This is a genomic window from Shewanella electrica, from assembly GCF_022321485.1.
GTDB classification, from domain to species: Bacteria; Pseudomonadota; Gammaproteobacteria; order Enterobacterales; family Shewanellaceae; genus Shewanella; species Shewanella electrica.
In genome coordinates, this window is sequence record NZ_JAKOGG010000009.1 from 64,991 (window position 1) to 89,209 (window position 24,219).

21 protein-coding genes are annotated in these 24,219 nt (G+C 51.0%); 12 read left to right on the top strand and 9 right to left on the bottom strand.

Annotated elements, in window-relative coordinates:
* Positions 1-105 precede the first annotated feature (105 nt).
* Complete coding sequence (locus L9G74_RS13255; protein ID WP_238896891.1) at positions 106-948, top strand: 23S rRNA (adenine(2030)-N(6))-methyltransferase RlmJ; 843 nt, start codon at positions 106-108, stop codon at positions 946-948.
* Positions 949-964: 16 nt separating this feature from the next.
* Here the strand turns inward: L9G74_RS13255 and L9G74_RS13260 are convergent, their stop codons facing one another.
* The 3 genes from L9G74_RS13260 to L9G74_RS13270 form a co-directional block, all read right to left on the bottom strand.
* Entirely contained in the window at positions 965-1,576 is a 612-nt protein-coding gene (locus L9G74_RS13260) for a transglycosylase SLT domain-containing protein (protein WP_438944573.1), read from the bottom strand.
* Positions 1,577-2,089: 513 nt separating this feature from the next.
* A complete protein-coding gene (locus L9G74_RS13265) occupies positions 2,090-5,212 on the bottom strand; it encodes an efflux RND transporter permease subunit (RefSeq protein ID WP_238896892.1) in 3,123 nt (1,040 codons plus the stop codon).
* Positions 5,213-5,229: 17 nt separating this feature from the next.
* Complete coding sequence (locus tag L9G74_RS13270) at positions 5,230-6,369, bottom strand: efflux RND transporter periplasmic adaptor subunit (protein ID WP_238896893.1); 1,140 nt, start codon at positions 6,367-6,369, stop codon at positions 5,230-5,232.
* 366 nt (positions 6,370-6,735) lie between these two features.
* Between L9G74_RS13270 and L9G74_RS13275 the strand changes: the two genes are divergently transcribed.
* Positions 6,736-7,749: a LysR family transcriptional regulator gene (locus L9G74_RS13275; protein ID WP_238896894.1), complete on the top strand. Its 1,014-nt coding sequence runs from the start codon at positions 6,736-6,738 to the stop codon at positions 7,747-7,749.
* A gap of 140 nt (positions 7,750-7,889) precedes the next feature.
* Here L9G74_RS13275 and L9G74_RS13280 read toward each other — a convergent pair whose 3' ends face one another.
* The 3 genes from L9G74_RS13280 to L9G74_RS13290 form a co-directional block, all read right to left on the bottom strand.
* Positions 7,890-8,363, bottom strand: a complete 474-nt coding sequence (locus tag L9G74_RS13280) for a GNAT family N-acetyltransferase (RefSeq protein ID WP_238896895.1) — start codon at positions 8,361-8,363, stop codon at positions 7,890-7,892.
* A gap of 74 nt (positions 8,364-8,437) precedes the next feature.
* Positions 8,438-9,097 (bottom strand): 7-cyano-7-deazaguanine/7-aminomethyl-7-deazaguanine transporter, encoded by a 660-nt coding sequence (locus L9G74_RS13285; RefSeq protein ID WP_238896896.1) that lies wholly within the window; start codon positions 9,095-9,097, stop codon positions 8,438-8,440.
* Positions 9,098-9,199: 102 nt separating this feature from the next.
* Positions 9,200-10,558, bottom strand: a complete 1,359-nt coding sequence (locus tag L9G74_RS13290; protein WP_238896897.1) for an isochorismate synthase — start codon at positions 10,556-10,558, stop codon at positions 9,200-9,202.
* A gap of 361 nt (positions 10,559-10,919) precedes the next feature.
* On the opposite strand from L9G74_RS13290, the gene L9G74_RS13295 reads away from it, so the two are divergent.
* The 9 genes from L9G74_RS13295 (at position 10,920) to L9G74_RS13335 (ending at position 18,941) form a co-directional block, all read left to right on the top strand.
* Positions 10,920-13,064 carry a TonB-dependent receptor gene (locus L9G74_RS13295; protein ID WP_238896898.1) on the top strand — a complete coding sequence of 715 codons (2,145 nt, stop codon included), beginning with the start codon at positions 10,920-10,922 and terminating at the stop codon, positions 13,062-13,064.
* 2 nt (positions 13,065-13,066) lie between these two features.
* A complete protein-coding gene (locus L9G74_RS13300; protein WP_238896899.1) occupies positions 13,067-14,413 on the top strand; it encodes an ATP-binding cassette domain-containing protein in 1,347 nt (448 codons plus the stop codon).
* On the top strand, positions 14,403-15,080 hold the full coding sequence (locus tag L9G74_RS13305; protein WP_238896900.1) for an energy-coupling factor transporter transmembrane component T: 678 nt from the start codon (positions 14,403-14,405) through the stop codon (positions 15,078-15,080). Before L9G74_RS13300 ends, L9G74_RS13305 begins: the two co-directional genes overlap by 11 nt.
* The gene (locus L9G74_RS13310) at positions 15,070-15,633 is read left to right on the top strand and encodes a core component of ECF transporter (protein ID WP_238896901.1); all 564 of its coding nucleotides are present in this window, start codon (positions 15,070-15,072) and stop codon (positions 15,631-15,633) included. Before L9G74_RS13305 ends, L9G74_RS13310 begins: the two co-directional genes overlap by 11 nt.
* A complete protein-coding gene (locus L9G74_RS13315; protein ID WP_238896902.1) occupies positions 15,633-16,373 on the top strand; it encodes a DNA-binding protein in 741 nt (246 codons plus the stop codon). Before L9G74_RS13310 ends, L9G74_RS13315 begins: the two co-directional genes overlap by 1 nt.
* Entirely contained in the window at positions 16,373-16,588 is a 216-nt protein-coding gene (locus L9G74_RS13320; protein ID WP_238896903.1) for a hypothetical protein, read from the top strand. Before L9G74_RS13315 ends, L9G74_RS13320 begins: the two co-directional genes overlap by 1 nt.
* Before the next feature lie 160 nt (positions 16,589-16,748).
* Positions 16,749-17,960 (top strand): cyclic di-GMP phosphodiesterase, encoded by a 1,212-nt coding sequence (locus L9G74_RS13325; protein ID WP_238896904.1) that lies wholly within the window; start codon positions 16,749-16,751, stop codon positions 17,958-17,960.
* Positions 17,961-18,023: 63 nt separating this feature from the next.
* On the top strand, positions 18,024-18,656 hold the full coding sequence (locus tag L9G74_RS13330) for a paraquat-inducible protein A (protein WP_238896905.1): 633 nt from the start codon (positions 18,024-18,026) through the stop codon (positions 18,654-18,656).
* Between the two features lie 141 nt (positions 18,657-18,797).
* Positions 18,798-18,941 (top strand): hypothetical protein, encoded by a 144-nt coding sequence (locus tag L9G74_RS13335; protein ID WP_238896906.1) that lies wholly within the window; start codon positions 18,798-18,800, stop codon positions 18,939-18,941.
* A gap of 19 nt (positions 18,942-18,960) precedes the next feature.
* Here the strand turns inward: L9G74_RS13335 and L9G74_RS13340 are convergent, their stop codons facing one another.
* Positions 18,961-19,905 (bottom strand): YeiH family protein, encoded by a 945-nt coding sequence (locus tag L9G74_RS13340; protein ID WP_238896907.1) that lies wholly within the window; start codon positions 19,903-19,905, stop codon positions 18,961-18,963.
* 150 nt (positions 19,906-20,055) lie between these two features.
* Positions 20,056-20,571 (bottom strand): aldolase/citrate lyase/malate synthase family protein, encoded by a 516-nt coding sequence (locus L9G74_RS13345; protein WP_238896908.1) that lies wholly within the window; start codon positions 20,569-20,571, stop codon positions 20,056-20,058.
* 118 nt (positions 20,572-20,689) lie between these two features.
* Between L9G74_RS13345 and L9G74_RS13350 the strand changes: the two genes are divergently transcribed.
* Positions 20,690-22,201, top strand: a complete 1,512-nt coding sequence (locus tag L9G74_RS13350) for a DUF3612 domain-containing protein (RefSeq protein WP_238896909.1) — start codon at positions 20,690-20,692, stop codon at positions 22,199-22,201.
* A gap of 5 nt (positions 22,202-22,206) precedes the next feature.
* Here L9G74_RS13350 and L9G74_RS13355 read toward each other — a convergent pair whose 3' ends face one another.
* The gene (locus L9G74_RS13355) at positions 22,207-24,123 is read right to left on the bottom strand and encodes a methyl-accepting chemotaxis protein (RefSeq protein ID WP_238896910.1); all 1,917 of its coding nucleotides are present in this window, start codon (positions 24,121-24,123) and stop codon (positions 22,207-22,209) included.
* Between the last annotated feature and the right edge of the window lie 96 nt (positions 24,124-24,219).

A 24,219-nucleotide genomic window follows, 5' to 3' on the forward strand; every position in this document is an offset into this window, starting at 1 on the left:
TTGGGCGCATTATGCCAAAACTGGGCGGTGGCTGATAGCGTTGCTCGGATGCAATTTTGGCCACAGCTCTCTATAATGCCGCCATCTTCGTTGATGGAATTGATTATGCTCAGCTATCGCCACGGTTTTCATGCCGGAAACTACGCCGACGTGCTTAAACACGCTGTGTTGCTGCAAACTTTGCAGTTGATGTACAAAAAAGATAAACCCTTGGTGTATATCGACACGCACGCGGGCGCGGGTGGTTATAGCCTTGAGGATGAATTCTCGCAGAAGACCGGCGAATATCTCGATGGGGTGGCGCGCTTGTGGCAAGCCACCGATCTGCCAGAAAGCCTACAGATGTATCTCGACAACGTGCGTCACTTTAACGGCAACGATGACGAGTTAGTGCAGTATCCCGGCTCGCCAGCAATGGTGGATATGAACCTGCGCGAGCAAGATCGCATGGTGTTGCATGAGCTGCATTCAACCGAGCAAGAGATGTTGGCCGATTATTTCTTTGGCGATAAGCAAGTGCAAATAGTTAACGGTGATGGTTTGAAAGGCTTATTGGCCGCAGTGCCGCCGTTAGAACGCCGTGGTGTGGTGTTGATTGACCCGAGCTATGAAATCAAAAGCGATTACGACACCGTTGCCGACACCATCATTAAAGCGCATCGCAAGTTTGCTACTGGCGTGTATCTGCTGTGGTATCCAGTGGTGGACCGCGACCGTACCGAAGGCATGCTGCAACAACTGAAAGACAGCGGCATTCGTCGTCAGTTGCGCATTGAGCAATCGGTACGTGCCGATTCGAACGAATTTGGGATGACGGGCGCGGGAATGTGGGTGATCAATCCGCCGTGGCAGTTAGATACTCATGCTGAAGCCATGCTGCAATATCTTAAGCCGTTGTTGGGTGATGCCGACGGTAGCGTGACGCTGACGTGGGAAGTGGGCGAATAACTTTTCCTGCTCACTGTCAAAGCTGGCGATAACGCTGCAACAAGATCTGCACCCGTTCGACATAGCTTTTGGTTTCGGGGTAGTTGGGAATCGCGCCCAACTGCTCCACTAGCGTTGGCCCGGCGTTGTAGGCGGCGCAGGCTAGCGCGATATCGCCGTTAAAGCGCTCAAGCAGTTGTGCCAGATAGCGGCTACCGCCGTTGATATTCTCCCGCGCGTTATAACGGTTAGCCACGCCGACTTCTTTTGCCGTTTCCGGCATCAATTGCATCAAGCCTACTGCGCCAGAGCGTGACAATGCCCCCGAGTTAAATGCGGATTCGGCATGGATCACCGCCCGAATTAATGCCGGATCGAGTTGATAACGTGCCGCCGCTTTGCTGATCTCCGTTTGGTACTTGGCGGTGAACAAGGGCGTGCGTTGCCAGTTGATCTTGGAGTCTGGATTACAGGCGTAACAATCAAACAATAACCGTTCATAAGGGCGATCTTTAGGTTTTTTATCACTAAAAACCACCACTCCGTTAGCATTTGTGTAACGAAATACCTGTTCTTGGCTATTTTTTGCAGTTGTGCCAGCGACGGTGGCACTTGTTAGTAGCAGCGTGCTAATTGCTAATGATTTAATAAAATTGTTATTTATTAATATGTTGCAGCAGGTTTTTGCCGCTGTGATAACAGTGCTGATGTGATGGTAATGCATAGGTGATAAATTATGCACCCACCCAGTAAACAGGTGCCGTAAGGCCCATTTATTGCCGCAGTGATTTGTCATTTTATCGCCTTTCATTAAACATCGAGCTGGGGCTGCTTATTTAACCTAACACGTCGAGGGGATACCCCTGCGCTTTGTGATTGATATTGATGAAGTAAGTTTAATCCTTCGGCCAAAAAATATTCAGCAAGTATTCAGATAGGCTGGGCTAAAGTGAACACGTACATGGTACACAGCGATTAGTTCATAAAAGCTTGCCTTTAGACCCTCCCCGGGTCTTTTTTTTTGCCTTAAATTCAGCGTCATAATCATCGCGCCGTCAGCGCTAATACTCATGCTACGGCGAGTTAAAGATAGAAGTATTTACCCAAAATAAAAAGCCCAAACAGATGTTTGGGCTTTTCGGGTTAATCCGTGGTGGCGGGCTTAGTCAGCCTTTGGCTTTTCAGATTCGCCTTTCTTCATGAACAAACGTTCTACCACTACGAAGAAGATTGGGATGAAGAAGATACCTAAGAAGGTCGAACTCATCATACCGCCGAGTACACCAGTACCGATAGCGTGTTGGCTACCTGAACCCGCGCCTGAGCTGATGGTCAACGGTACCACACCCAAACCGAAGGCCAGTGAGGTCATCAGAATTGGACGGATACGAACGCGGACCGCATGCAAGGTGGCTTCGATAAGTCCAGCACCTTTCTCAAAGTACTCTTTGGCGAATTCCACAATCAGAATGGCGTTCTTGGTTGCCAGACCGACCGTGGTCAACAAACCTACTTGGAAGAATACGTCGTTCGACAAACCACGACCATTCATCGCCAACAAGGCCCCGATAATACCCAGTGGCACCACCAGAATTACCGCAAACGGTACTGACCAGCTTTCATACAAGGCCGCCAGCAGCAGGAATACCACTAACAGAGACAATGCATACAAGCCTGGTGCTTGGTTGCCTGACAGACGTTCTTCATACGAGATACCGTTCCAAGACAGAGCAAAACCCGGTGGCAGTTGGTGTGCCAGCTTTTCCATCTCGGCCATCGCATCACCGGTACTGTAACCGGGAGCTGAAGCACCTTGAATGTTAACCGCAGAAATACCGTTAAAACGTTCTAGACGTGGAGAACCGTATTCCCAGTCACCGGTGGCAAACGCAGAGAACGGTACCATGGTGCCAGCGTTGTTACGCACGTACCATTTATCCAGATCATCTGGTTGCATACGGAACTGCGCATCACCTTGGACATATACACGTTTTACACGACCACGGTCGATAAAGTCGTTCACGTATGAACTACCCCAAGCGGTGGCCAGTGTTTGGTTCACTGCACTGATTTGTACGCCGAATGCCATCAGTTTTTCATGGTCGATATCCAACTTGTACATTGGCATATCTTCCTGACCGTTCGGACGCACGCCCATCAGGATCGGGCTTTGCGATGCCATACCTAACAGTTGGTTACGTGCGTTCATCAGCTCTTCGTGGCCTTTACCGGTCAGATCTTGCAGATACACGTCAAAACCGTTAGCAGTACCCAGCTCAATAATCGCTGGCGGCACAATGGCGAACACCATCGCATCTTTAAATTGCGAGAAGGCACCCATCATACGGCCAGCAACCGCTTGTACGCTGTCTTTGGCGTCGGTACGTTCAGACCAGTCTTTCATGTTCACGAACGCCATACCCATGTTCTGACCACGACCAGCAAAACTGAAGCCCGCTACGGTAAATACTGAGTTAACGCCATCTTCTTTTTGATACAGGTCAGAGACTTTCTTCAGTACTTTTTCGGTGCTTTCTTGAGTGGCGTTTGGTGGCAAGGTTGCCAACGTCATCAACATCCCTTGGTCTTCATCAGGCAAGAACGCCGTTGGCATGCGAGTGAACATCCACGCCACAACTGCCACGAAACCAAGATAGATCAACATCATACGGAAGCTGCGTTTCAGGAACTTAGCCACGGTACTTTCGTAACCGTTGGTGAAACGTTCAAAGCTACGGTTAAACCAACCGAAGAAGCCTGTTTGGCCATGGCTTTCGCCTTTCTTCAGCGGTTTCAGCATGGTGGCACATAATGCTGGCGTCAGCACAATCGCCACAATCACTGACAGCGCCATGGCTGACACGATGGTGATGGAGAACTGACGGTAAATAACCCCGGTAGAGCCCGACATAAACGCCATTGGTACGAATACCGCCGATAGCGTTGCACCAATACCGACCAGTGCGCCGGTGATCTGGCTCATCGATTTTTTGGTCGCTTCTTTCGGGCTGAGGCCCTCTTCTGCCATCACACGTTCGACGTTTTCTACCACCACAATCGCGTCGTCCACCAACAAACCGATGGCGAGCACCATGGCGAACATGGTCAAGGTGTTAATTGAGTAACCGGCAAATGACAGAATCGCGAAGGTGCCTAACAGCACCACTGGCACCGCAATCGTTGGGATCAAGGTAGCGCGGAAGTTCTGCAAGAACAGGTACATGATCACAAACACCAGTACAATCGCTTCTAACAGCGTATGTACTACCCCTTCAATGGATTTCTCAACGAATGGGGTGGTGTCATATGGATAGACTACTTTCAAACCCTGTGGAAAGTTAGGACGCAGCTCATCTAACTTAGCCCGCACCGCTTTGGCGGTATCCAGCGCGTTAGCACCAGTTGCCAAACGGATTGCCAAACCACTGGCGGGTTGACCGTTATACAGTGAGGTGACGCTGTAACTCTCTGCTCCCAACTCAACACGGGCAACGTCGCTTAAATAAACGTTAGCGCCTGCGCCGTTAGATTTAAGAATAATCTGACGGAACTGTTCTGGCGTTTGCAACCGGCTTTGTGCGGTGATGGTTGCGTTCAACTCTTGGCCGGGCACCGCTGGCGCGCCACCAAATTGACCAGACGCGACTTGCGCGTTTTGCGATTGGATCGCCGCGGTAACGTCAGCGGTGGTCAGGTTGTACTTGGTTAACTTGAGAGGGTCTAGCCATATACGCATCGCATATTGGGCACCGAACAGCTGGGTTTCACCCACACCTGATACACGGCTCATTGGGTCTTGTACGGTAGAACCAATAAAGTCGGCGATATCTGACTTATTCATTGAGCCATCTTCAGAGATGAAACCCAATACCATCAGAAAGCCTGAGGTGGATTTGTTAACGTTAACCCCTTGTGACTGTACTTCCTGCGGCAGCAAGGTCATTGCCGCTTGCAGTTTGTTCTGTACTTGTACTTGGGCGATATCCGGATCGGCTTCGGCGTTAAAGGTCACAGTCACCTGTGCGTTACCAAAGCTGTCACTGCTTGATGTGATGTAACGCATGTGGTCAAGACCGGTCATACGCTGTTCAATCACCTGCGTTACCGAATCTTCAACGGTTTTCGCTGAAGCACCAGGGTAGGTGGCTGACACCACAACCGTTGGTGGTGCAATTTGCGGATATTGTGCGACAGGGAGCGACCTAATCGCTAGGACCCCCATCAGCATTATCAGAATTGCGATCACCCATGCAAAGATGGGGCGATCGATAAAAAAGCGTGCCATAGAATTAGCCCCGTTTACTACTCTGCTGAAACGACGTTAGGTGCTACAGGTGCGCCCGGACGGATGCGTTGTAGTCCTTCAATCACTACGCGGTCACCTTCTTTCAGGCCGCTGGTAATACGCCATTTGTTGTTGATGACTTCCGCAGTGGTTACTGGACGTGCTTCGATTTGGTTTTGCTCGTTAACTGCCATCACAATTGCTTGGCCTTTGTTGTTACGAGTAACCACCTTTTGCGGCACCATAATCGCCTTAGGATCTACCCCAGCATTGATGATGGCGCGAACGTACATTCCCGGCAGCAAGACGTGGTCTGGGTTAGGGAACTCAGCGCGCATCGTTACTGAACCTGTGTTTGGATCAACACTGACTTCAGCAAATTTCAGCGTACCGTTTTGATCATAGATGGTGCCGTCTTCCAGCATCAGCTTCACGGTAGTGTCTTCAGTGGCTTTTAACTGACCAGCTTTCAGGCTCGCTTGCAAACGCAACATCTGAGCGCTTGATTGCACGATATCTACTTTGATTGGATCAAGCTGCTGAATGGTAGCTAACGCGGTGGTTTGATTCGCGGTAACCAAGGCGCCAGGCGTCACGGTTGAAATACCAACGCGGCCAGCAATCGGCGCTTTAACTTCGGTATATTCTAAGTTGATTTTGGCGGTGTTCAACGCAGCCTCTGCCACACTGACGGCGGCTTGCGCTTCTTTATACGCGGCTTCAGCAGTGTCGAAATCATCTTTACTGATGAAGTTAGTTTTGGTCAGCTCACCATAACGTTTATACGTTGCTTTTGCTGATACTAGGCTCGCCTTGGCGCGCTCTAAATCCGCTTGGGCACTCAATACGCTGGCTTTAAAGGTAGCTGGGTCAATTTGATAGAGAGATTGACCTTGTTTAACTTCAGTGCCTTCAACAAACCCTTGTTTGATGATGATGCCGGAGACTTGCGGGCGAACTTCAGCCTCTAAATAGGCTTTGCTGCGTCCAGGCAGTTGGGTGGTCAGAACCTGCGAAGATGATTGAACTTCAATGACATCAACAGCTGTGGCCTGAGCTTGGCCTTGTTGCCCCTGCGCTTGTTGGGCTTCTCCGCCACAAGCGGACAACCACAATGCCATGCTTACAGCTGAGGCAACTTTGACAATATGCCGCATGAAAACTCCTATTGCTATGCTTATCCCTGCTAAGTGTGCGAACAACTTGTTAAGGGGATATTAATTCAGTTCAAAGGGTGAGTATTTCGTAACCTATCAGCCATTATCGACGGCTTTCACCCAAAGGGGAAAACCTAAATAGTAAAATTTCTTTAAAGACATTGATTAATACAAGGACTTCACCAGCGAACTGGATAAATTCCTCGACTATCAAACAGCTTTAACAGCTTTTCTTCTAGAGTTTTACGCCGATATTTTACCCATGTCTGGTAGTTTTTTATGGCAGAAAGCGATAGTGTACTACTGTTACTTAAAATTTGTTAGATATAGAAAATATCACTCACTGTTGCATAGGTGAAACAATCAATGGACCTCAATCGAGTTCAGATTTTTGCTCAAGTGGTAGAGCAAGGCAGTTTTACTGGCGCTGCGAAGGCGTTAGGGCTCACCAAAACCACGGTTAGTCGCAAAGTTGCAGAGCTGGAAAAACAAACAGGTGTGCAGTTGCTATTTCGTACCACTCGTGCACTGCGACTGACCGAAGCTGGCTCGGTGTACTACAACAAGATAACTAAGATCCTGCAAGACTTAGAAAATGCTGAGGTACAGTTAAGTGCCAGCCAGCAGCGCATCAAAGGTAAGATGAAAGTGGTTTGCCCGTTTGAGATGGGGCAGTTGTTTATGGGACCGGTGTTTGCCTCTTTTCTCGAGTCATTTCCTGACATCAGTATTGATACCGAACTCACCAGCCGTAATGTCGATATTATTGAAGAAGGCATTGATGTGTTATTCCACGTCGGCATGGTGGAAGACTCGCGCGTGCAGACCTTGAAACTGTTTAATACCAGCACCACGCTGATGGCTAGCCCGGCCTACATTGAGCGTTTTGGCGTGCCGAAAACACCAGATGATTTAATCAACCATCGTTACATTGATTGCCAGTTTAGTCGCCATCGTGGTGGTGAAGATGGCGTGGTAGGCATCTTTGATGGGCAGCAATGGCGCAAAATTGAGCCTAACGTGCCGTTTCGAGTCAACAATATTACCTTAGCGCGTGAAGTGGCGATTGCCGGATTAGGTATCGCGGCGTTGCCAGAGATGATTGCTGAGGAAGCGTTAATCAGTGGTGATTTAGTGCCGCTGTTGGAAGATTTTCCGATGGAACACAATGTGCTGACATTGTCTTACCCGAAACGGGCTTATATGCCACGTAAATATATGGTGTTTATTGATTATATTTATCAAACACTGTTTCGGACTAAGTCAGAAGAGTTGCTGGAAAAACCAGACTTTGTGGAGCTATTAGAGGAAGACAGTGTGGCTTCCTCCTCTGCGTGTTTTGAGTGTGTCAAAACCTTAGATAGAGTGAGGAGCCGTTAACCTTGCGCTGTGGACAGCGACAGAACGCAATTATTCGACGTTAGGTGCTGTTGGTGGAGAATCACTACACGGCACAGCACCTGTTTTGCCTAAATCACGCTCTGCCAGCGGCAACAACAACCAGCAAAGGTCAACAGTCCTTAGTAAACATCATCCGTTAGCTGTTTTTGCAGCGATAGGCGATATTGACTAACGTCGTCGGCAACCTGCGTAAAGTCAATTACCTGATAACTGTTTTTAATCAATAAGTTGAGCATGGCTTTGAAGCGATTTCGGGTTTTAATCTGAATCGCTTTATAGCCCTGTTCCGCCGCCCATTGTTCCTGCGCGCTCAGCATTTTTTGCGCTAATCCAATTCCCCTAAAATCGGGTAGCACACCGCCCAGCCAGCTATAAAAACGCTGCTCATCGAGTGAATAACCGAGTTTAAAACCGACCAGTTCACCTTCTACAAAGCACAACATCAACAACGCATCTCTGCCGTACAAACGCTGTTTGAACTCGGCAATCGAACGCTCTTGGTCGAACTCTGGTAACTCGGTCATCAACTCGATCACCTGCGCCAGTCGAGCTGGCGTTATATCGGTAATGATTTGAAATTGAGTGTTATACATCGTGTTTTCCCCAAATGCCGACCAAAGGGGTCAGCAAAACGGGGCGAGTATAACAGGGGCGTAATGCTAGAACATTAACAGATGGCCGAAGTAGTGCGCTGGCGCAAGATGAGTTCTTGCAGCACTTTTAACAGTACGCCGTAGGCTGGCAAGAATAGGCACAAGCTGATCAATAACTTAAAGCTGTAATCCACCGCCGCAATTTCAGGCCAGTTGGCGGCCATAAAACTGTCTTGTGATTGATAAAAAGCCACGCCGAAAAACACTAGCGTATCGATCAAGTTGCCAATCACGGTCGATGCCGTTGGTGCCACCCACCAAGCGCAGTGTTCGCGAATAGCGGAGAACACACGAATATCCATCAGTTGCCCGAACAGATAAGCGGTAAAGCTTGCCAGTGCGATACGCATTACGAAGTTGTTGGGTTCGCTCAGCGCCGCTAGGCCTTGGAAACTACCATCGTGGAAGACCACGCCAATGACATAGGAGATCACCAGTGCTGGCAGCATCGCCATGAAGATGATGCGTCTAGCAGGCTGTTGACCAAAGATGCGCACGGTGAGATCGGTAGCGAGGTAAACAAATGGAAAACTGAATGCGCCCCATGTGGTATGGAAACCAAACAGTTGGAATGGCAGTTGTACCAAGTAGTTACTGGCACTGATAATCAGAATGTGGAAGCTAATTAATAGCAGTAGGGCACGTTTAATCTGTGCCGCAGTTAACATCAACATATTGTGACCTTTTTAATTACTGAAGCGGGGTGAGGGAACCCGCGAGTGCGTCGCTAAAAGCGGACGCACATTATAGAGAAGTTAATTAAGGATACAAGCCGCTTAGAAATCCACCAAGATTGACATGATGGTAGCGAGTTTATTTTCCAGTTCCTGCCATTCAGACGCTGGATCTGATCCCGCCAGAATGCCCGCACCGGCGAATAGATTAATGGTACCCGGCTCAATCAAGGCGCTGCGGATTGCCACCGAAAACTCACTGACATGACGGCTCAGATAACCGCAGGCACCGGCATACCAACCACGGGTATATCCTTCATGCTCACGAATGAAATCCATGGCGTTAGCTTTAGGTAAACCGCCGACGGCTGGAGTGGGATGCATCGCTTGCAGCAGTTGAAAGTCGCTGGTGTTGCTCTTTAACTTGGCGGCAATCACTCGATGCAGATGCTGAATATGGTTGAGCTTGAAGATCTTCAATGGTGCTTGGCCATCAACAGCATCACTCAGAGGTGCCAACTCCCGCATGATGTGGGTACGCACAAACTGGTTTTCGACGCTGTTTTTGGCGTCATCGAGTAGCTGCTGCGCGAGTTGCTCGTCTTCCGCTGGCGTTAAACCACGCACGGTAGTGCCAGCCAACGCCTCAGTTTTTAGCTGGTGGTCATTACGTTGATACAACCGCTCTGGCGAGCAAGAGATAAAACAACGTTCCGGTGAAAACTGAAACCCAAACTGAAAGCTGTTGCGATTACGGCCCTGCCAAGTGGCTAGTACGGTCCATGGATTGGGAGTTTCGGCCACTTTCAGTTGGCTATGGCGTGACAACACCACTTTGGGGGTGTCGGCATTAAACACCGGGTCGGTGACCGCTTCTACGAGCTGTTGCCAACGGCCTTGACTGGGTGTGTCTATGCGGGCTAACACTTCGGTTTTACGCGGTGGTGTTAATGGTTGCGCTGGGCACAGTTGATCCAGTGCGCTACAAGCGCGGTCAATCTCCTGTGTCAGCGAGTTTTGTTCTAAACGCAGATTGAGCAATAGCTCGTAGCCCTGCTGTTGACGGCGCAGTTCAATGCGCGGCAGCACAAAGCGTACGCGGCCAAAATCGGGCCATGAGGCTTCACGGCGATCAAAGGCAATACCGCCATAGTAACGAATGCCCGCTTCAGTGAGACAACCGAGCTGCTGTTGATAGACGCTGGCTAACTGTTCGTCACTAATCTCTTGTTCAAAAAAGAATTGGTGGCAACTACCGATGGCGGCGGTTTCTTCGTCACTGTCTCTACCGTGCCAATAGATCTTCGGAAATTGCTGCTGCGACGCCAACCACGCCATTAACGGCCGTGATGTCACACTTTCTTTTAATTGGATCACTGGAGCATGCGCATCGGGTAATGCTAGCTCTGCCAGCCGTTGTTTCAGTGACGCGACGGCTTGAGAAAGAGATGTTACAGACAAAAGACGCTCCGAAAAGGCGAAACAGCAACCTGAACAGGTGAAGTGTTGTTGGCGGATAGATTGTTTAACACAAACTAAAGTTAGCCGCGCAGAGTGTCAAGCAGTCCGCTATCAAGGTGTGACGCTGGCCGTGATCTGTCGCCAACTCAGTGAGGACAAAATGTGAGCTAAGTGGACATTATTTCATTATCTTGTGCGCAGTTGCGACATTATGACGCATTCGCCGTTGTTCTTTTACTCCCTCTGTTCCGATTATTAGACCCTGATGGCTTTTTGTTGCGCCTTGTCTTTATGCTTGGCAGCATTCACTACAAAATTAGTAGCATATCCGTTCAACGATAACTAAAAGGCATCAACAATAATGTCAAAATTTCCAACGAAGTTGTCCCTGTTGGCACTCGCTGTGGGGTGTGTATGTCAGGCCAATGCGGACGAGATTAGTCGTGATCGTCTGCTAAACGTTAACGAAGTGATAGTGGTGCATGGCGACCGTCAAAGTGCGGTCAGTGAAGCGACCACACACTGGAGCATCAACGCTGAGCAAATCAGCGACATGGGGGCTGCCAGCCTAGAAGAGGTGCTACGCACTGTGCCGGGAGTGTACGTGCGCTATGGTGGTCAAGGCACTCCGCGAGTGGATATTCGCGGTTTTAAAACACGCCATGTGACCTTATTAATCAACGGCGTACCGGCCAATAGCGCCGACGATGGCCAGTTTGACCCAAGCGTGATCCCTGCCAGCCAAATCGCGTCGGTCGAAGTGTCGGTTGGCCCAACATCCGTATTGTATGGCCCCGGCGGTGCTGGCGGTGTTATCAACATCATTACCAAACAAGGCCAAAGCGCGCCTACGTTTGCGGGCAAAGTTGAAGGTGCAGAAAACGACACCTACAACATGGATATGAGTGTGGCGGGCAGTGGCGACAACTGGCAAGGCTTTGTCGGTGGTAGCTACCGCAGCACCGATGGTTTCCCGATGTCATCAGATTACCAAGCAACCGAATATCAAGGTGATGACGACCGGGTTAACGCCGATAACACCATGCGTAATCTCTATGCGCAAGGCAGTTACTGGCTCAATGATGATACCCAGTTGATTGCTAACGCCACCTATCGCAGTGGCGAGTGGGGCAATCCGCCGCGTGATGGTTCTGGTTCAGGCGCTATCCGCTATGAACGTGTCGATGATTACCGCAACAGCGCAGTACAAGTCGGTCTGGCGCATAAATTCAATCAAATTCTGACCCTGCGTGGTTTTGTGTACCACAACCAAACTGACAAGTTGGAGCAATCTTTTACCGATGCCGACATTGATACTCTGTCGGCGTTGCAAGATGGTAGTTCGAAAGTGCAGGGCGCTAATCTACAGCTGATTGCTGACTTTGCCGATAAAGGCACTTGGACCACGTCGGCGATTGCGGAAAAACAGTCATGGGATGCTGACTATAGCGAATTTGCGGTAGCTGGCAGCGGCACCGGCAACGGCTCTGGCGGCGGTAATGGCTCAGGCGGCGGTAACGGCTCAGGCGGCGGTAACGGTTCTGGTGGCGGTAACGGCTCAGGCGGTGGTAACGGTTCTGGTGGCGGTAACGGCTCAGGCGGTGGCAATGGGTCTGGCGGCGGCAACGGCTCTGGTGGTGCAACCTCAGACACCTTCAGCTCGGTCAATGATTCAGCATGGCAATACACACTGGCGACTGAGTATCAACATCAGTTGAGCAACGGCATGGGTTACACCGTGGGCGCGGCCTACCACGACTTGGATGCTGATCATCGTTCTGATCACGATTACTCGGCAATGGCATCGAGCTATTGGCAAGTGCAAGAGGGCACCAAACTGACTTTAAGTGCCGCCCGTAAAATACGTTTCCCTTCTATGTCAGATCTTTATGATTTGTCTTCTGGCAACCTGGCGCTGGAAACGGAAGAATCGCGCCATATCGAGCTGGGGTTAGCGCAGAACTTCGGTAGCAACACACTGCTTGAAATTCATGCGTTTAACACTCACACCGATAATTTCATCTCTAAAGATGACAACGGCATCAGCCAAAACATGGGCGATTATCGTTTCCGTGGCATCGACACTGCGCTGAGCAATCACAGCATCGATAAGCTGAATCTGAGTCTGGCTTATAGCTACTTAGAGACTAAAAATGAAACTCAAGGGAATGCGGCGACAGATGGCGTGAATTATGCACCTCGTCACCAGATTCATTTTGAAGCAGGTTACCAATTACCTACAGATACTAAGTTGCACCTGAGTGTGCAGCGTGTGATTGACCAAGTGTACTTCCGCAACCAACGAGTCAATGGCGTGCGGGTACCGGTGGCTAATTCACTCGATGCCTTCACAGTGGTGGATATGAAAGTGAGTCAGGCGTTCATGAATGACCAATTCGAAGTGTATCTGCGGGCCAATAACCTGTTGGACGAAAACTACTACCAAAGTGACTCACTGCCACGCGCTGGCCGTGAAGTCTTCTTAGGGGTTAACTGGCAGATCTAACTATGCGATTAATTGAACTTGATGGGGTGAGTTTTAACTTTGGCAGTCGCCAACCGTGGGTATTTCGCGATATCACCTTTCGGCTCGATTCTGGCAGTTGCCACTGCATCACTGGCCCCACCGGTTCTGGCAAGTCAACGCTATTGCAGTTGCTGGCGGGGTTGCAGGAACGCCCGTTTGAGGGCGGCGTGTTTCGACGCCAAGGCATGCTGGCAGGCTTGGTGATGCAAGACCCGCAAGTTCAATTGCTGCGCCAAACGGTGGGTGCCGAAGTCGCCTTTGCGCTGGAAAATCTGGCGTTAACCAGTGAGCAGATGGTGCCGATGGTACAGCGCGCCTTGCGTCGCGTTGGGCTGTTTGTCAGTTTAGATTGTCCGATTAACATTCTGTCGCTCGGGCAAAAATATCGGCTGATGATGGCGGCCCAGTTGGTATGCAATCCACAAGTGTTATTGTTGGATGAGCCGTGGGCGCAGCTAGATAACCTCGGCGTACAAGAACTCACTATGGTGATCCGCGGTTTAGTGGCTGAGGGCATTGCGGTGGTGATGTGTGAGCACAATCCGGCGGCGTTTGAAGAGGTGGTTGATCATTACTGGCAACTCTCTGATGGCGTGTTGATGTCGGGCATTTACCGCACTGAGAAACGTATTCCGCTGCAAGCGCAAGCGCATTCCGATGATGTCATCATCGAGGCGGAGCCGTTTGAATATCGTTTTCATGGTGATGCACCGCTGTTTGCCTGTGAACAGCCATTGCAAGTGTGCGCGGGTGAGCTAGTCACTATCTACGGCAACAATGGCACGGGCAAAAGCAGCCTGATGAAGGCCATTGCCGGTATGCAGGGCAATATCGCGCCACTGCCGTTAAAAGTGTTTGGTGAGCGTCCCAAAGTGGGCCATTACGGCCAAAGACTTGGGTTGCTGATGCAGCGGCCCAATCGGCAACTGTTTGAAAATACCGTGCTGGATGAAGTGGCGTTCAGTTTGCGCCGCTTTGGCTTGCCGCAGGAACAGGCGCAAGCTCTTCTGGAAGAGCTGGGGCTGGGTGAGCTAGCCGAGCAATCGCCGCACAAGTTATCCTATGGGCAGCAGCATCTGGTGGCGTTAGCTTCGCTGGTCTGTTATCAACCACAATTATTATTACTGGATGACCCGCTCGCGGGGCTGGACAGTGAATATTTTGATCGTTTTTGCATGATGATCAACCGTCTACGGCAGCAGGGCACAGCGGTGTTGCTGTCGAGTCATCGGCCATTGCCGCACACGCCAGTATCGCAGCAGTGGCAGATTGCTGATGGTTTATTGCTGCCGTCCACTTGTACACAGGATGCCGCTTATGCCTATTAGTCACTCTTCGTTGTTATCGTCTACGCCGGCAAGTATTCGTAGCTTATGGTTAAGTGCGTTGGCGATGCTGTTGGCTTTGGCATTGTCATCGGCGGCCTTTTTTGCCCCAACGCATTTTTTACCCTGGTTGGCGGGGATTGAGTTAGTGCTGCTGGTGCATGGCATGCTCAACCAAGGCAAGATCAGCGGCTTGGTGCGTTATATCGTGTTGCAGTTGCTATTCACTATCGTGCTTTATTTAGCCATTCATGGCGGCAATAAAGTCAGTGAAGGTGTGTTGGCGGTGGCGCGTATTTTATTGGCGATTGTTCCCGGCTGGTGGTTGACCAATACGGTCAGCACCGAGGCCATTGGTGCGATCCTTGGCAAAATGATGCCAAACAAATGGGCGTTTGTGGTGGTTGCCTCGATCAACTTACTGCCGTACATGGCCAACGAAGTGCGCGAGATCTATCAACTGCAACGATTACGTGGTGCCCGTATTGCACCCAAACAACTGCTCAATCCACGCAACTGGGGTGAGTTCAGTTACTGCGTTATTTTCCCGTTACTTATCCAACTGCTGAAGCTGGCACGACAGACTGCCGTAGCCGCTAAAGCTCGACATTTCGGCTATCACGCCAAACGAACCCTGTGGCCTTCGCAACGGAGCGAGCATGACAACTAATCACAGTCGAGGATTTAAACTGCAGGATGCATTGTTTATCGGTTTTTGTGCCACGCTGTTAGTGGCGCTGAAAAGCATGTTGCGGTTAAAGCTCGGCTTGGCGGGTCATTCGATGTTGCTGATGAGCTTTTTCTATCTGACCTGTTATTGCACCGTTGGCCGCATTGGTGCCATTACCGCCTGTGGCGTAATGGCCGGTGCGGTGGCTGCTATTCTCGGGATTGGTAACGGCGGTCCACTGATATTTATGAAGTTTTTTGCGCCTGCATTAGCGATGGAGATCGTGCTGGTGTTGGTGCAGCGTTTTACCAATCTGCGCTGGCGCTTAGTTATTGTGGCGCTAGCAGGCACGCTCGCGTGGGCGGCCAAAGGTTTAATCGAAGATCTGCTGGTGGGCATGTCATGGCAAGTGGCCTTAGCGCGTTTTAGCTGGAAGGTATTGCAGGGTGGCATCTTTGCCGTGGTCGGGGCGTTATTGGTATTGCCGGTGGTTCGTCGTCTTAAAGCGCATGACTTAGTGCATAGCGAGAGCAAATTAGATCAGGAGTTATGATGACCGATTGGTTGATCGCTATTGATGACACCGATGATATCGGCACCAAAGGCACCGGCGAAATTGCCAGTGAAATCGGTGAGTTGCTGCAAGCCGCCGATAGCGCTGGGCGCGTTAGTTTTGTCACCCGTCATCAGTTATATGTGCATGAGAGCATTCCGTACACCTCGCATAACAGCGCTATGTGTTTCTCCTATTCAGGCTCGCTTTCTTTGGCGCAAATTCGCCAGATGGCTATTGCACACTTGCAGCAAGAGTGCGCTCCTGCGGCGGACCCTGGCCTCGCTGTGGTGGATTTAGCTCTGCTTACCGACCGCGCCGCGTTGCAGCAGTTTGGCGTGCAAGCTAAGCAGCAAGTGTTAACTAAAGCGCAGGCTTATCAATTGGCCGAGCAACTGCACGTGTCATTGAGCGAACACGGTGGCACCGGCCAAGGTGTGATTGGCGCGCTGGCGGGTTTAGGGTTGCGCCTTGGTGGTAATGATGGCCGCGTGAAAGGTCAGTTTCAGTTAGGCCAAGCGGATGCTGAACCTCAAGCTTACAGCGTGGCCGAAGTGTTGCAACAAACTGGGCTGGATGGGGTGTTAACCGACCAAGGCGAGTGGCTCGCCGATGACGCCACGCTGTGGCTCGCGGGTAAAGTTAAAGCCGTGTTCACCCAAGGACGTTTTGCTTTGTTGGTCAGTGCTGGTGCATCAGGTTGGCAAAATGCCAGCAAGCAACAGCTAAAGGATTATTGATGATTCAACAGATTGCGGCGTTTGTACTGCGCGGCGAGCAATGGGTGTTTCGCGCTGGCCGTGATGATTTTTCTGCCGCCAGAGCACAAGCCGCTAGCTGCGAATTGTTTGCCGAAGACGACGAAGATGAACAGATAGATGACGAGCTATGTAGCTGTTATAACTGTGCTTATCGCCGTTGGTTGGCCGATAGCTTCCACTGCACCAAACGCTAACTTCGCCAACGCTCAGCGGGAAATTTGATGTCGGCATGGGCAAAATTCCGGTTTAGCTTATAAAATTAGGCTTCTTATGATGATGTCTCTGGGGCAGCGTTAACTGCCCGAGCGTACGTTTTCAACACGCGTAATATGGAACATTGCTTGGAGTTGTTACATGTCGGAAGCCTTGCAGATCGCTGATCTGATCAAAGTGCCTGTTGCCAATCTTGAAGTTGGCATGTTTGTCGCCGCCATTGAAACCAATGGTCGGCTAGCGGTGGCGCATGCCGGCAAGTTGTCACGCAAGAGTGCGATAAGCACCCTCAAGGAGAAAGGCATTCAATATGTGTGGGTGGATGCTGGACGTTCAGATCTCCCTCTACCCGCGCCCAATGTGGCCTCAAACAGCACAACCACTCCGCCGCCACATCCCGCCGCCACTGTCTCAGCGAAAGCGGTCAACCGTAAACAAGCCCAAGAAGATGCCAAAGAGCTACTGACGGAAGCAAAGGGATTGATCCGCAAAGTGTTGTCGGAAACCTTTGAAGGTAAAGCGATTGAAGTTGAGCCGTTTGAAGCCTTGGCAGAGAACATGATTGAATCAGTGATGGGGCATGCCGATGCGCTAAAGTGTGTCAGCGCTTTGCGGTCTAAAGATGCGTACTTGCTGGAGCATTCGGTCAACGTGGCGGTGTTACTGGTGACCTTTGGTCGTTATCTCAACTTTGAGAAACACATGCTCAAGTTGCTGGCCGTGGGTGGCATTTTGCACGATATTGGCAAAATCAAAGTGGATGATGCCGTGCTCAACAAACCGGGCAAGCTAACGCCGGAAGAGTTTGAGCACATGAAGTTGCATCAAGTCTATGCCATGCCGATCATGGCTGAGGCGAGGGGCATCGCCCAAGTCAGTAAAGATGTGTGTTTGATGCACCATGAAAAACTGGATGGTAACGGTTACCCGCGTGGCCTCAAGGGCGATGAGATCCCGCTGCATGGTCGTATGAGCTGTATCGTCGATATCTACGATGCGTTAACCGCGACCCGTTGCTACAAAGAGGCGATGAGCCCGGCGGCGGCGTTTAAAATTTTGCTGAGTTTGACGCCGTTCCATCTGGATGAAAGTTTGGTGTATGAGTTTATTCGCTGTATCGGCGTGTATCCGGTCGGCTCCTTGGTAGAACTGTCAGATGGCCGCGTCGGCATCGTGTGGGAAACGCAAGGGCGTGACGTACTGCACCCGATTGTTAAGTGTTTCTACAACAACAAACTGAAACAACTCACGGCAGTTGAACTGGTCGATGTGAAAAGCTCAGCGCTCAACATTGAACGCGGCATCTCCCCAAGTAGTATGGATGTCGACCCTAGCCCCTTCTATTCGTCTTAACAGCCGATATACTGTCGAAGGCCTGCCATTTTGCGGGTCTTCGGTGTTTTTGAAGGAGCTGACATGCTGCAGTGGAAATCTATGGTGCTGTTACTACTGGCACTTGCCCTGTTAATCCCTGGGGTCACACAACCCATTCTTTCTCTCAGTGGCACTGTCGAAAAAGCCAAGCTATCGGCCGCAGGCATCGACATGTTAGCCACCCGCGTGGCTAGCGATTCCGATGAAGATCGTCGCCAAGCACGCAATATGATCCACATGGTTGCCGGAATGTTGGGGCTTAATGATCTCCAAGGTGAGGTGGCAGTGTTTGATAAAACCCGCAGCATTTGGGGCACGGTGACTGAGCTGTATCGCAGCGGCAACCATTTGGTGGCGCTGCTGGTGGTGACCTTCTCGGTGATTGTGCCGGTCATCAAAATTCTATTAACACTCAGTGCCATGCTGGTGCGGCCGATGTTAGCGGCCAAGTTGCATTGGTGCTCTGGCGCATTATCTAAATGGTCGATGGCGGATGTGTTTGTGGTGGCGTTGATTATTAGTTTTATGGCGGGCGATGCCTCGGCCGGTATGGGCGATCTGGTAAGCACTCATGCACAGTTGGGCAGCGGCTTTTGGTTTTTTGTCGGCTACTGTTTACTGTCGTTGTTGGGACACAGCTTGAGTCATCGACCTCAGCCAGCAGTTACTGCGTAAACACGCGCCATATTAATAGCTAAAAGCAATAAAAATGGAATTTATAAAGCCTTTGGTTATTAAATATGGCGTTTCAATATTGGCTCGCTGGCAGTGAACTCGCAATAATTGTGATGGATATCACTTGAAGGCGAGGCTTACATGAAGCTGCTAGCACTGTTTTTAGCGGTCATGGTGTTGTTAGTGGCAAGCTACTGCTCAGCCACCGTGCAAGCAATACTGTACTTGCTTACTTTTATTGGCTTGTGGTGGTTATTCGCCAAGCCAGAAAACTCGTCGAAATAATCACTCCTCCTTGCCACAGCTAACTCCGGGTTAGCAGCACCACACTCAACGAACCACACGCAATAGCAATCCACAGCAGTGTCGCACTCACCAATGGTCGCGTACCGTGAGAGCGCAACTTGCTGATGGTGATGCCACAGCCCACCAAAAACAAACACACAATCAACAAACGTTTCCCGGCGATAAATAGGCCGTCGTACAGCAATTGCCCCTGCGGCAGCAGGCTACTGATGGCAATCGCCAAGCAGTAATAGACGATAAATGCTGGCACCTTGAGCTTGCGTTCGCCACCAAACCACATGGCACTCAACGCTGCGACCGGCACAATCCACAGCGCGCGCGCCAGCTTGATGGTGGTGGCGGTTTTGAGCGCTTCTTCACCGTAGGCTGACGCCGCGCCGACCACTGACGAGGTGTCGTGAATCGCAATGGCGCTCCATACACCAAATTGCTGCTGACTCAAATCCAGCATGTGGCCGATCAGCGGGAAGATAAACAGCGCGATAGAGTTGAGTACAAATACACAAGCGAGTGCCAGTGCCGTTTGGTCGTTCTTGGCATTAATGGCTGGGGCCACGGCAGCAATGGCGCTGCCGCCACAGATAGCGGTACCACAAGCGATTAAGTGGCCAGTGTTACGTTCCAACTTAAACAGCTTAGCTAACAAGGTCCCAATGACAATGGTGGCGATGATCGAGCCAAGTATGAGCGGCAAATTATTCAGAGTCACTTGCTGCGCTTGGCTAAACGGAATGCCAAAGCCCAAGCAGATAATCGACAGCGACAGCAGTTTTTTGGTGACGGCGCCCAGTTGCCAATCCTGCGGCATGCCAACAACATTAGCCAGCATAAACCCTAAAATCAGTGCAGTAGGCGAATTGATTGCTGGCAGAAAACAGATGAGTGCTAGGGTTAAAAACAGCGCTTTGCGATAACGCGGTTGCAGCGTGGCACTGGATAACATCAATCATTGTCCTTTTACTGGCCGCCATTGGCGAAGTCACCGCAGTATAAAAAATCGCAGACAATGAGAAAAATCAAATTAACTTTATACAGTGATTAAATAAAATTGAATCATGCCAACTGGGCACACGAGCATGGTGCTGCGGACACATTAAGCAAAGGCATACTGGCGACCATTACTGGCAGTAAAGTTTTGCTCCATTGCCGCCAGCAACGGAGCGTCATGTAACAGGCTTAGCCAATGGCGTTGTTGCTGCGGCAGATGGCCGTTCTCTAAACACACATCTTGCAAGTTAGCGGCATCATTGGCACCAATATCTCCTTGTACATCAAAACACAGCGCCAAATGGCAACCGCTTTCATGCTTCAACAACAGGCTTTGCGGTTGTTCGCGTTGACCACCTAACGCCACAAATTGGCTTGGTTGACGCAGGCCACTGAGTACACCATCTTTATGGCAGGCCAGCAGATGCTGGTAATACACCAGATAGCTGGCAACATCTTGATGCGACCCTTGGCTGAGTGGAAATAACTCGTCCATCAGCTGCTTGGCATGGTGCAACTTATCGGCGATGTGGCGTTGCCGTAGCGATTCAGTTGCTAGCACCGCAGCAGCAATGCGTGGATGGTGGGTTTTTAGCTCTGTTAGCGGTAATGACATGCTCATGCTGCTCTCCTGTTGGCTCGATGGCTGGTTAAGACTCTCCTTAATTGGATATTTTGTAGCCTATCTAAAAGTTAACTATAATTTCACAATAAAAATTCTACATTGTGAATTTTACAGAATGCGTACAGAAATCAGCCTGACCCGCAAGTCTCATTTTCTCGGCACCAAGATCCGTAACCTACGGAAACGTAACCATTTAACCATGGAAGACCTGTCGGCGCGTTGTGTGCGAGTCGATCCTGAGAGCGCACCATCGGTGTCGTATCTATCGATGATTGAACGCGGCAAGCGCACCCCCAGCGTGGAGATGCTGCGGGTGATTGCGACCGTATTTCAGAAAGATCTCGACTGGTTTTTGGATGACACGCCCGGCGATGATGCGATTGTGCCGCAAAAGGGCAAACGTGGTGGTTTAAGCGGCATGCCATTGGAGCCGGGCTTTCTGTTTTCTGGCGATATTTTACAAATTGCCATTCCGGAGATGTTGTCGCAAACCGGCACCAGCGGGCGCCAATTTGCCCAGCTGTTGATTCGCGCCTATCAGGAATATCACCAAAACCACTTTCCCGATCTGGAGCGAGCAGCAGAAGAGGTGGGACAGAAACAGCTGGCGCTCAGCGTGGAGGAGATGCTGGCGTTGGCTAAGGCGCATGGCTTGCAGATCCGTTGGTTTAACGAAGCGCCAAAAACCGTGGTGGATGCTCATGGCATCAGCGGTCAGCGAGTGGTGACCTCCTATCTTGATGGCCCCGGGCAGTTGGCGTTGAACGAGATCCTCAAAACCAGCCCTACCCGCATGAAGTACGACTTGGCGGTGCACATCGGCCACTGCGTGCTGCATAACAGCGAGGGTTTTAACAACGTGCTCAGCATCGGCTCGGCCAGTGCGGCGGATGCAGTGTTAATGCCGTCTACTTCGGTGAATGCGCAAGATATTTTGCAGGCATGGCGCGAGTTTGAGGCGAGCTTTTTTGCCGGTGCGTTACTGTGCCCGAAAGTGCCATTTCGGCAGTTGCTCGACCGCCACGGCTATGAGGTGAGTGTGCATCAGCGGGCGCAGGTATCACCGTCGGTGGCGATGCGGCGCATGACCGTGGTGTCACCTTATCCCCATTGGCACTATTTTGATGCTTACGCCCCAGGCAAGCTCAAAGCGGTGTATCGCGGTAATGGTATTCCGCTGCCGTGGGGCAATATGCGCACCGTGGCCGACCCATGTCAGCATTGGTCGGTGTTTCGCATGTTGACGGAGCCGCAATCCGGCAGCGCTGCGCAAATTTCGCTACTCGATACCGCGCAGCAGACGCGTATTTATTGTTGTGAGTCGGTCAGCGTGCAGGATTTGGCTGGCAATCAGCGAGTGTTGTGTGCGGGTATCGATTTGAACCCAGCAATTGAAGCCCAAGGCGAAGATGCGGCCGAGTTAGCGGCGGCATTAAAGCAGGTGTGTGTGGCGAACGGCGGCGAGGTGGATATTCCGCTCAACATCAAACGTAAGCTGCACACCATCGCGCGGATTTTAAATATTCACTGGTTGGAGCGCGGATTACAGCAGCAGGCGCGTTTGATATGCGCGCGCGGCGGCGTATGTCCGCGGTCACCCAGCTGTTACGCTGAGTGCCGCGAATAAGCTGATTAGATACGGAATTGACCAACAAGCTGAGTCAGTGACGCTGCCAGTTTATTCAGCTGCTCACTGGCTTCGGCTCCTTCGGCCGCGCGGGTTTCGCTGCGGGCGGTAACATCGCTGATATCCGTCAGGTGGTGATTGATTTCATTGACCACACTGGACTGCTCTTCGGTAGCCGCAGCCACCTGAATATTCATCTCAGTGATCACTGAAATACGCGCAATAATCTGTTCCAACGCGGCGGCGGCTTCATCGGCCGCTTGCACCCCTTGCTTTGAGCGTTGCTGGCTACGCTGCATGGCATTGACGGCATTACCCGCTTCGGCTTGCAGTTTATCGATCATCTGTTGTACTTCATCGGTGGAGTTGGCGGTACGCGCTGCCAGATTACGCACTTCATCGGCCACCACCGAGAATCCGCGGCCTGCTTCACCAGCGCGGGCGGCTTCAATGGCGGCATTAAGTGCCAGCAAGTTGGTTTGATCTGAGATACTGCGGATCACATCCAAAATCGAACCGATGGCATCGGTATTTTGCGATAGATTGGCGATGATGGCTGCCATATCGCTGATGTCGTTTGAGAGTTCGCTAATGGTCGCCTTGGCGCGAGATACCACTACTTGGCCGTTAGCCGCATCACTGTCCGCCTCTTTGGCGGCATCAGCCGCTTGGGCGGCGTTGGCGGCAATCTCATTGACGGTGGCCCCCATTTGGTTGACCGCCGTAGCAACGGTCATGGCGTGGCCGTGCTGGGTTTGGCTGTCTTGCGCGGTTTGACGTGAATGGGTGGCGGCTTCTTGTGCCGACTCTGTCAGGTTATTACTGGTACTCGCCACCGCTTGCATCGATTGCTGGATCTTATCGACAAAGCGGTTAAAACCTCTGGCTAAACGACTCAGTTCATCGGCTCCGTCTTCCGGCAAACGCTTACGCAAGTCACCATCGCCTTGGCCCAGTTCTTCAAACATTTTGGCCGCCGCACTGATAGGACGGCTGATAGAGCCACCGCCAAGCACCGCCAAAATGATAAAACTGGCGCAGATCACTAAGGTCCACACTAAGATCTGCCAAGTGGCGCGATCTAACTCAGCAAACACTTCGCTCTGTGGTACTTCGGCCACCAGATACCAACCCAGATCTGGCATATAACTGCTGGCGAGCAACAGTTTGCCTTTGGGGCTATCTACGGTGGTCAATGCCATCTGTTGTTTTTGCATCAACTGTTGCAAATCGGCATTGCCATACAGCTGTTGTAACTTCGCTTTGCCGGCGAGGGCCTTGTTGCGGTGGATTTCCACAGTGCCGGTACCGTCGACCAGATAGACTTGTCCAGTGGTTTCAATTTTGAAGCTGCTGATCAACTCCGCCATATCATTCAAGCTCTTCGCTAAGCCCACTAACGCGCGGCCGTTCACTTGCTGATAGTTGATAAACAGCTGAACAACACCGGTTTCTGGCGTGGTGTACAGTTTCAGCATGGTGGCTTGGCCGCTATCGCGGTAGGCAAAAAACCACGAATCTTGTTCGCGATTCAGTACGCGTAATAGCCCTTGCTGAGTGTAGTACGCCGCCGATTGACGGTCAGCATAGGATGCTTGGCTCAACGAATACTGGTCGTATAGCGCCTGTAGCTTTTTCTCCAACAGCGGTTCTTCTGCGTCAGGCAAACCACGTTGCAACCAGTCGTTGAGCAGAGGATCTTCGCCCAGCTGTTTTGCTGCGTCGGCCAAGCCACCGATCTGACGTTCGATACGGTAACGAATTTGCAGTAACAGGTTAGGCAACTCGGCGCCGAGCATACGTTGACTGATAACTTCGCGGGCGCTGTTTTGCCCTAAGATCCCCACCACGAGGCTGGGAATCAAGACCGCGAGAATGATGGTGAAGATAAATTTTTGTTTTATTGAGAGCTTATTCAGCATAGTTAACATCAACTTCTTGTGTGACTCAGGCGGTACGCCTATTAAATTGCGGGCAAAATTATCCATGCGCATTGCCCCGAGTGCAATGCGTTGCAT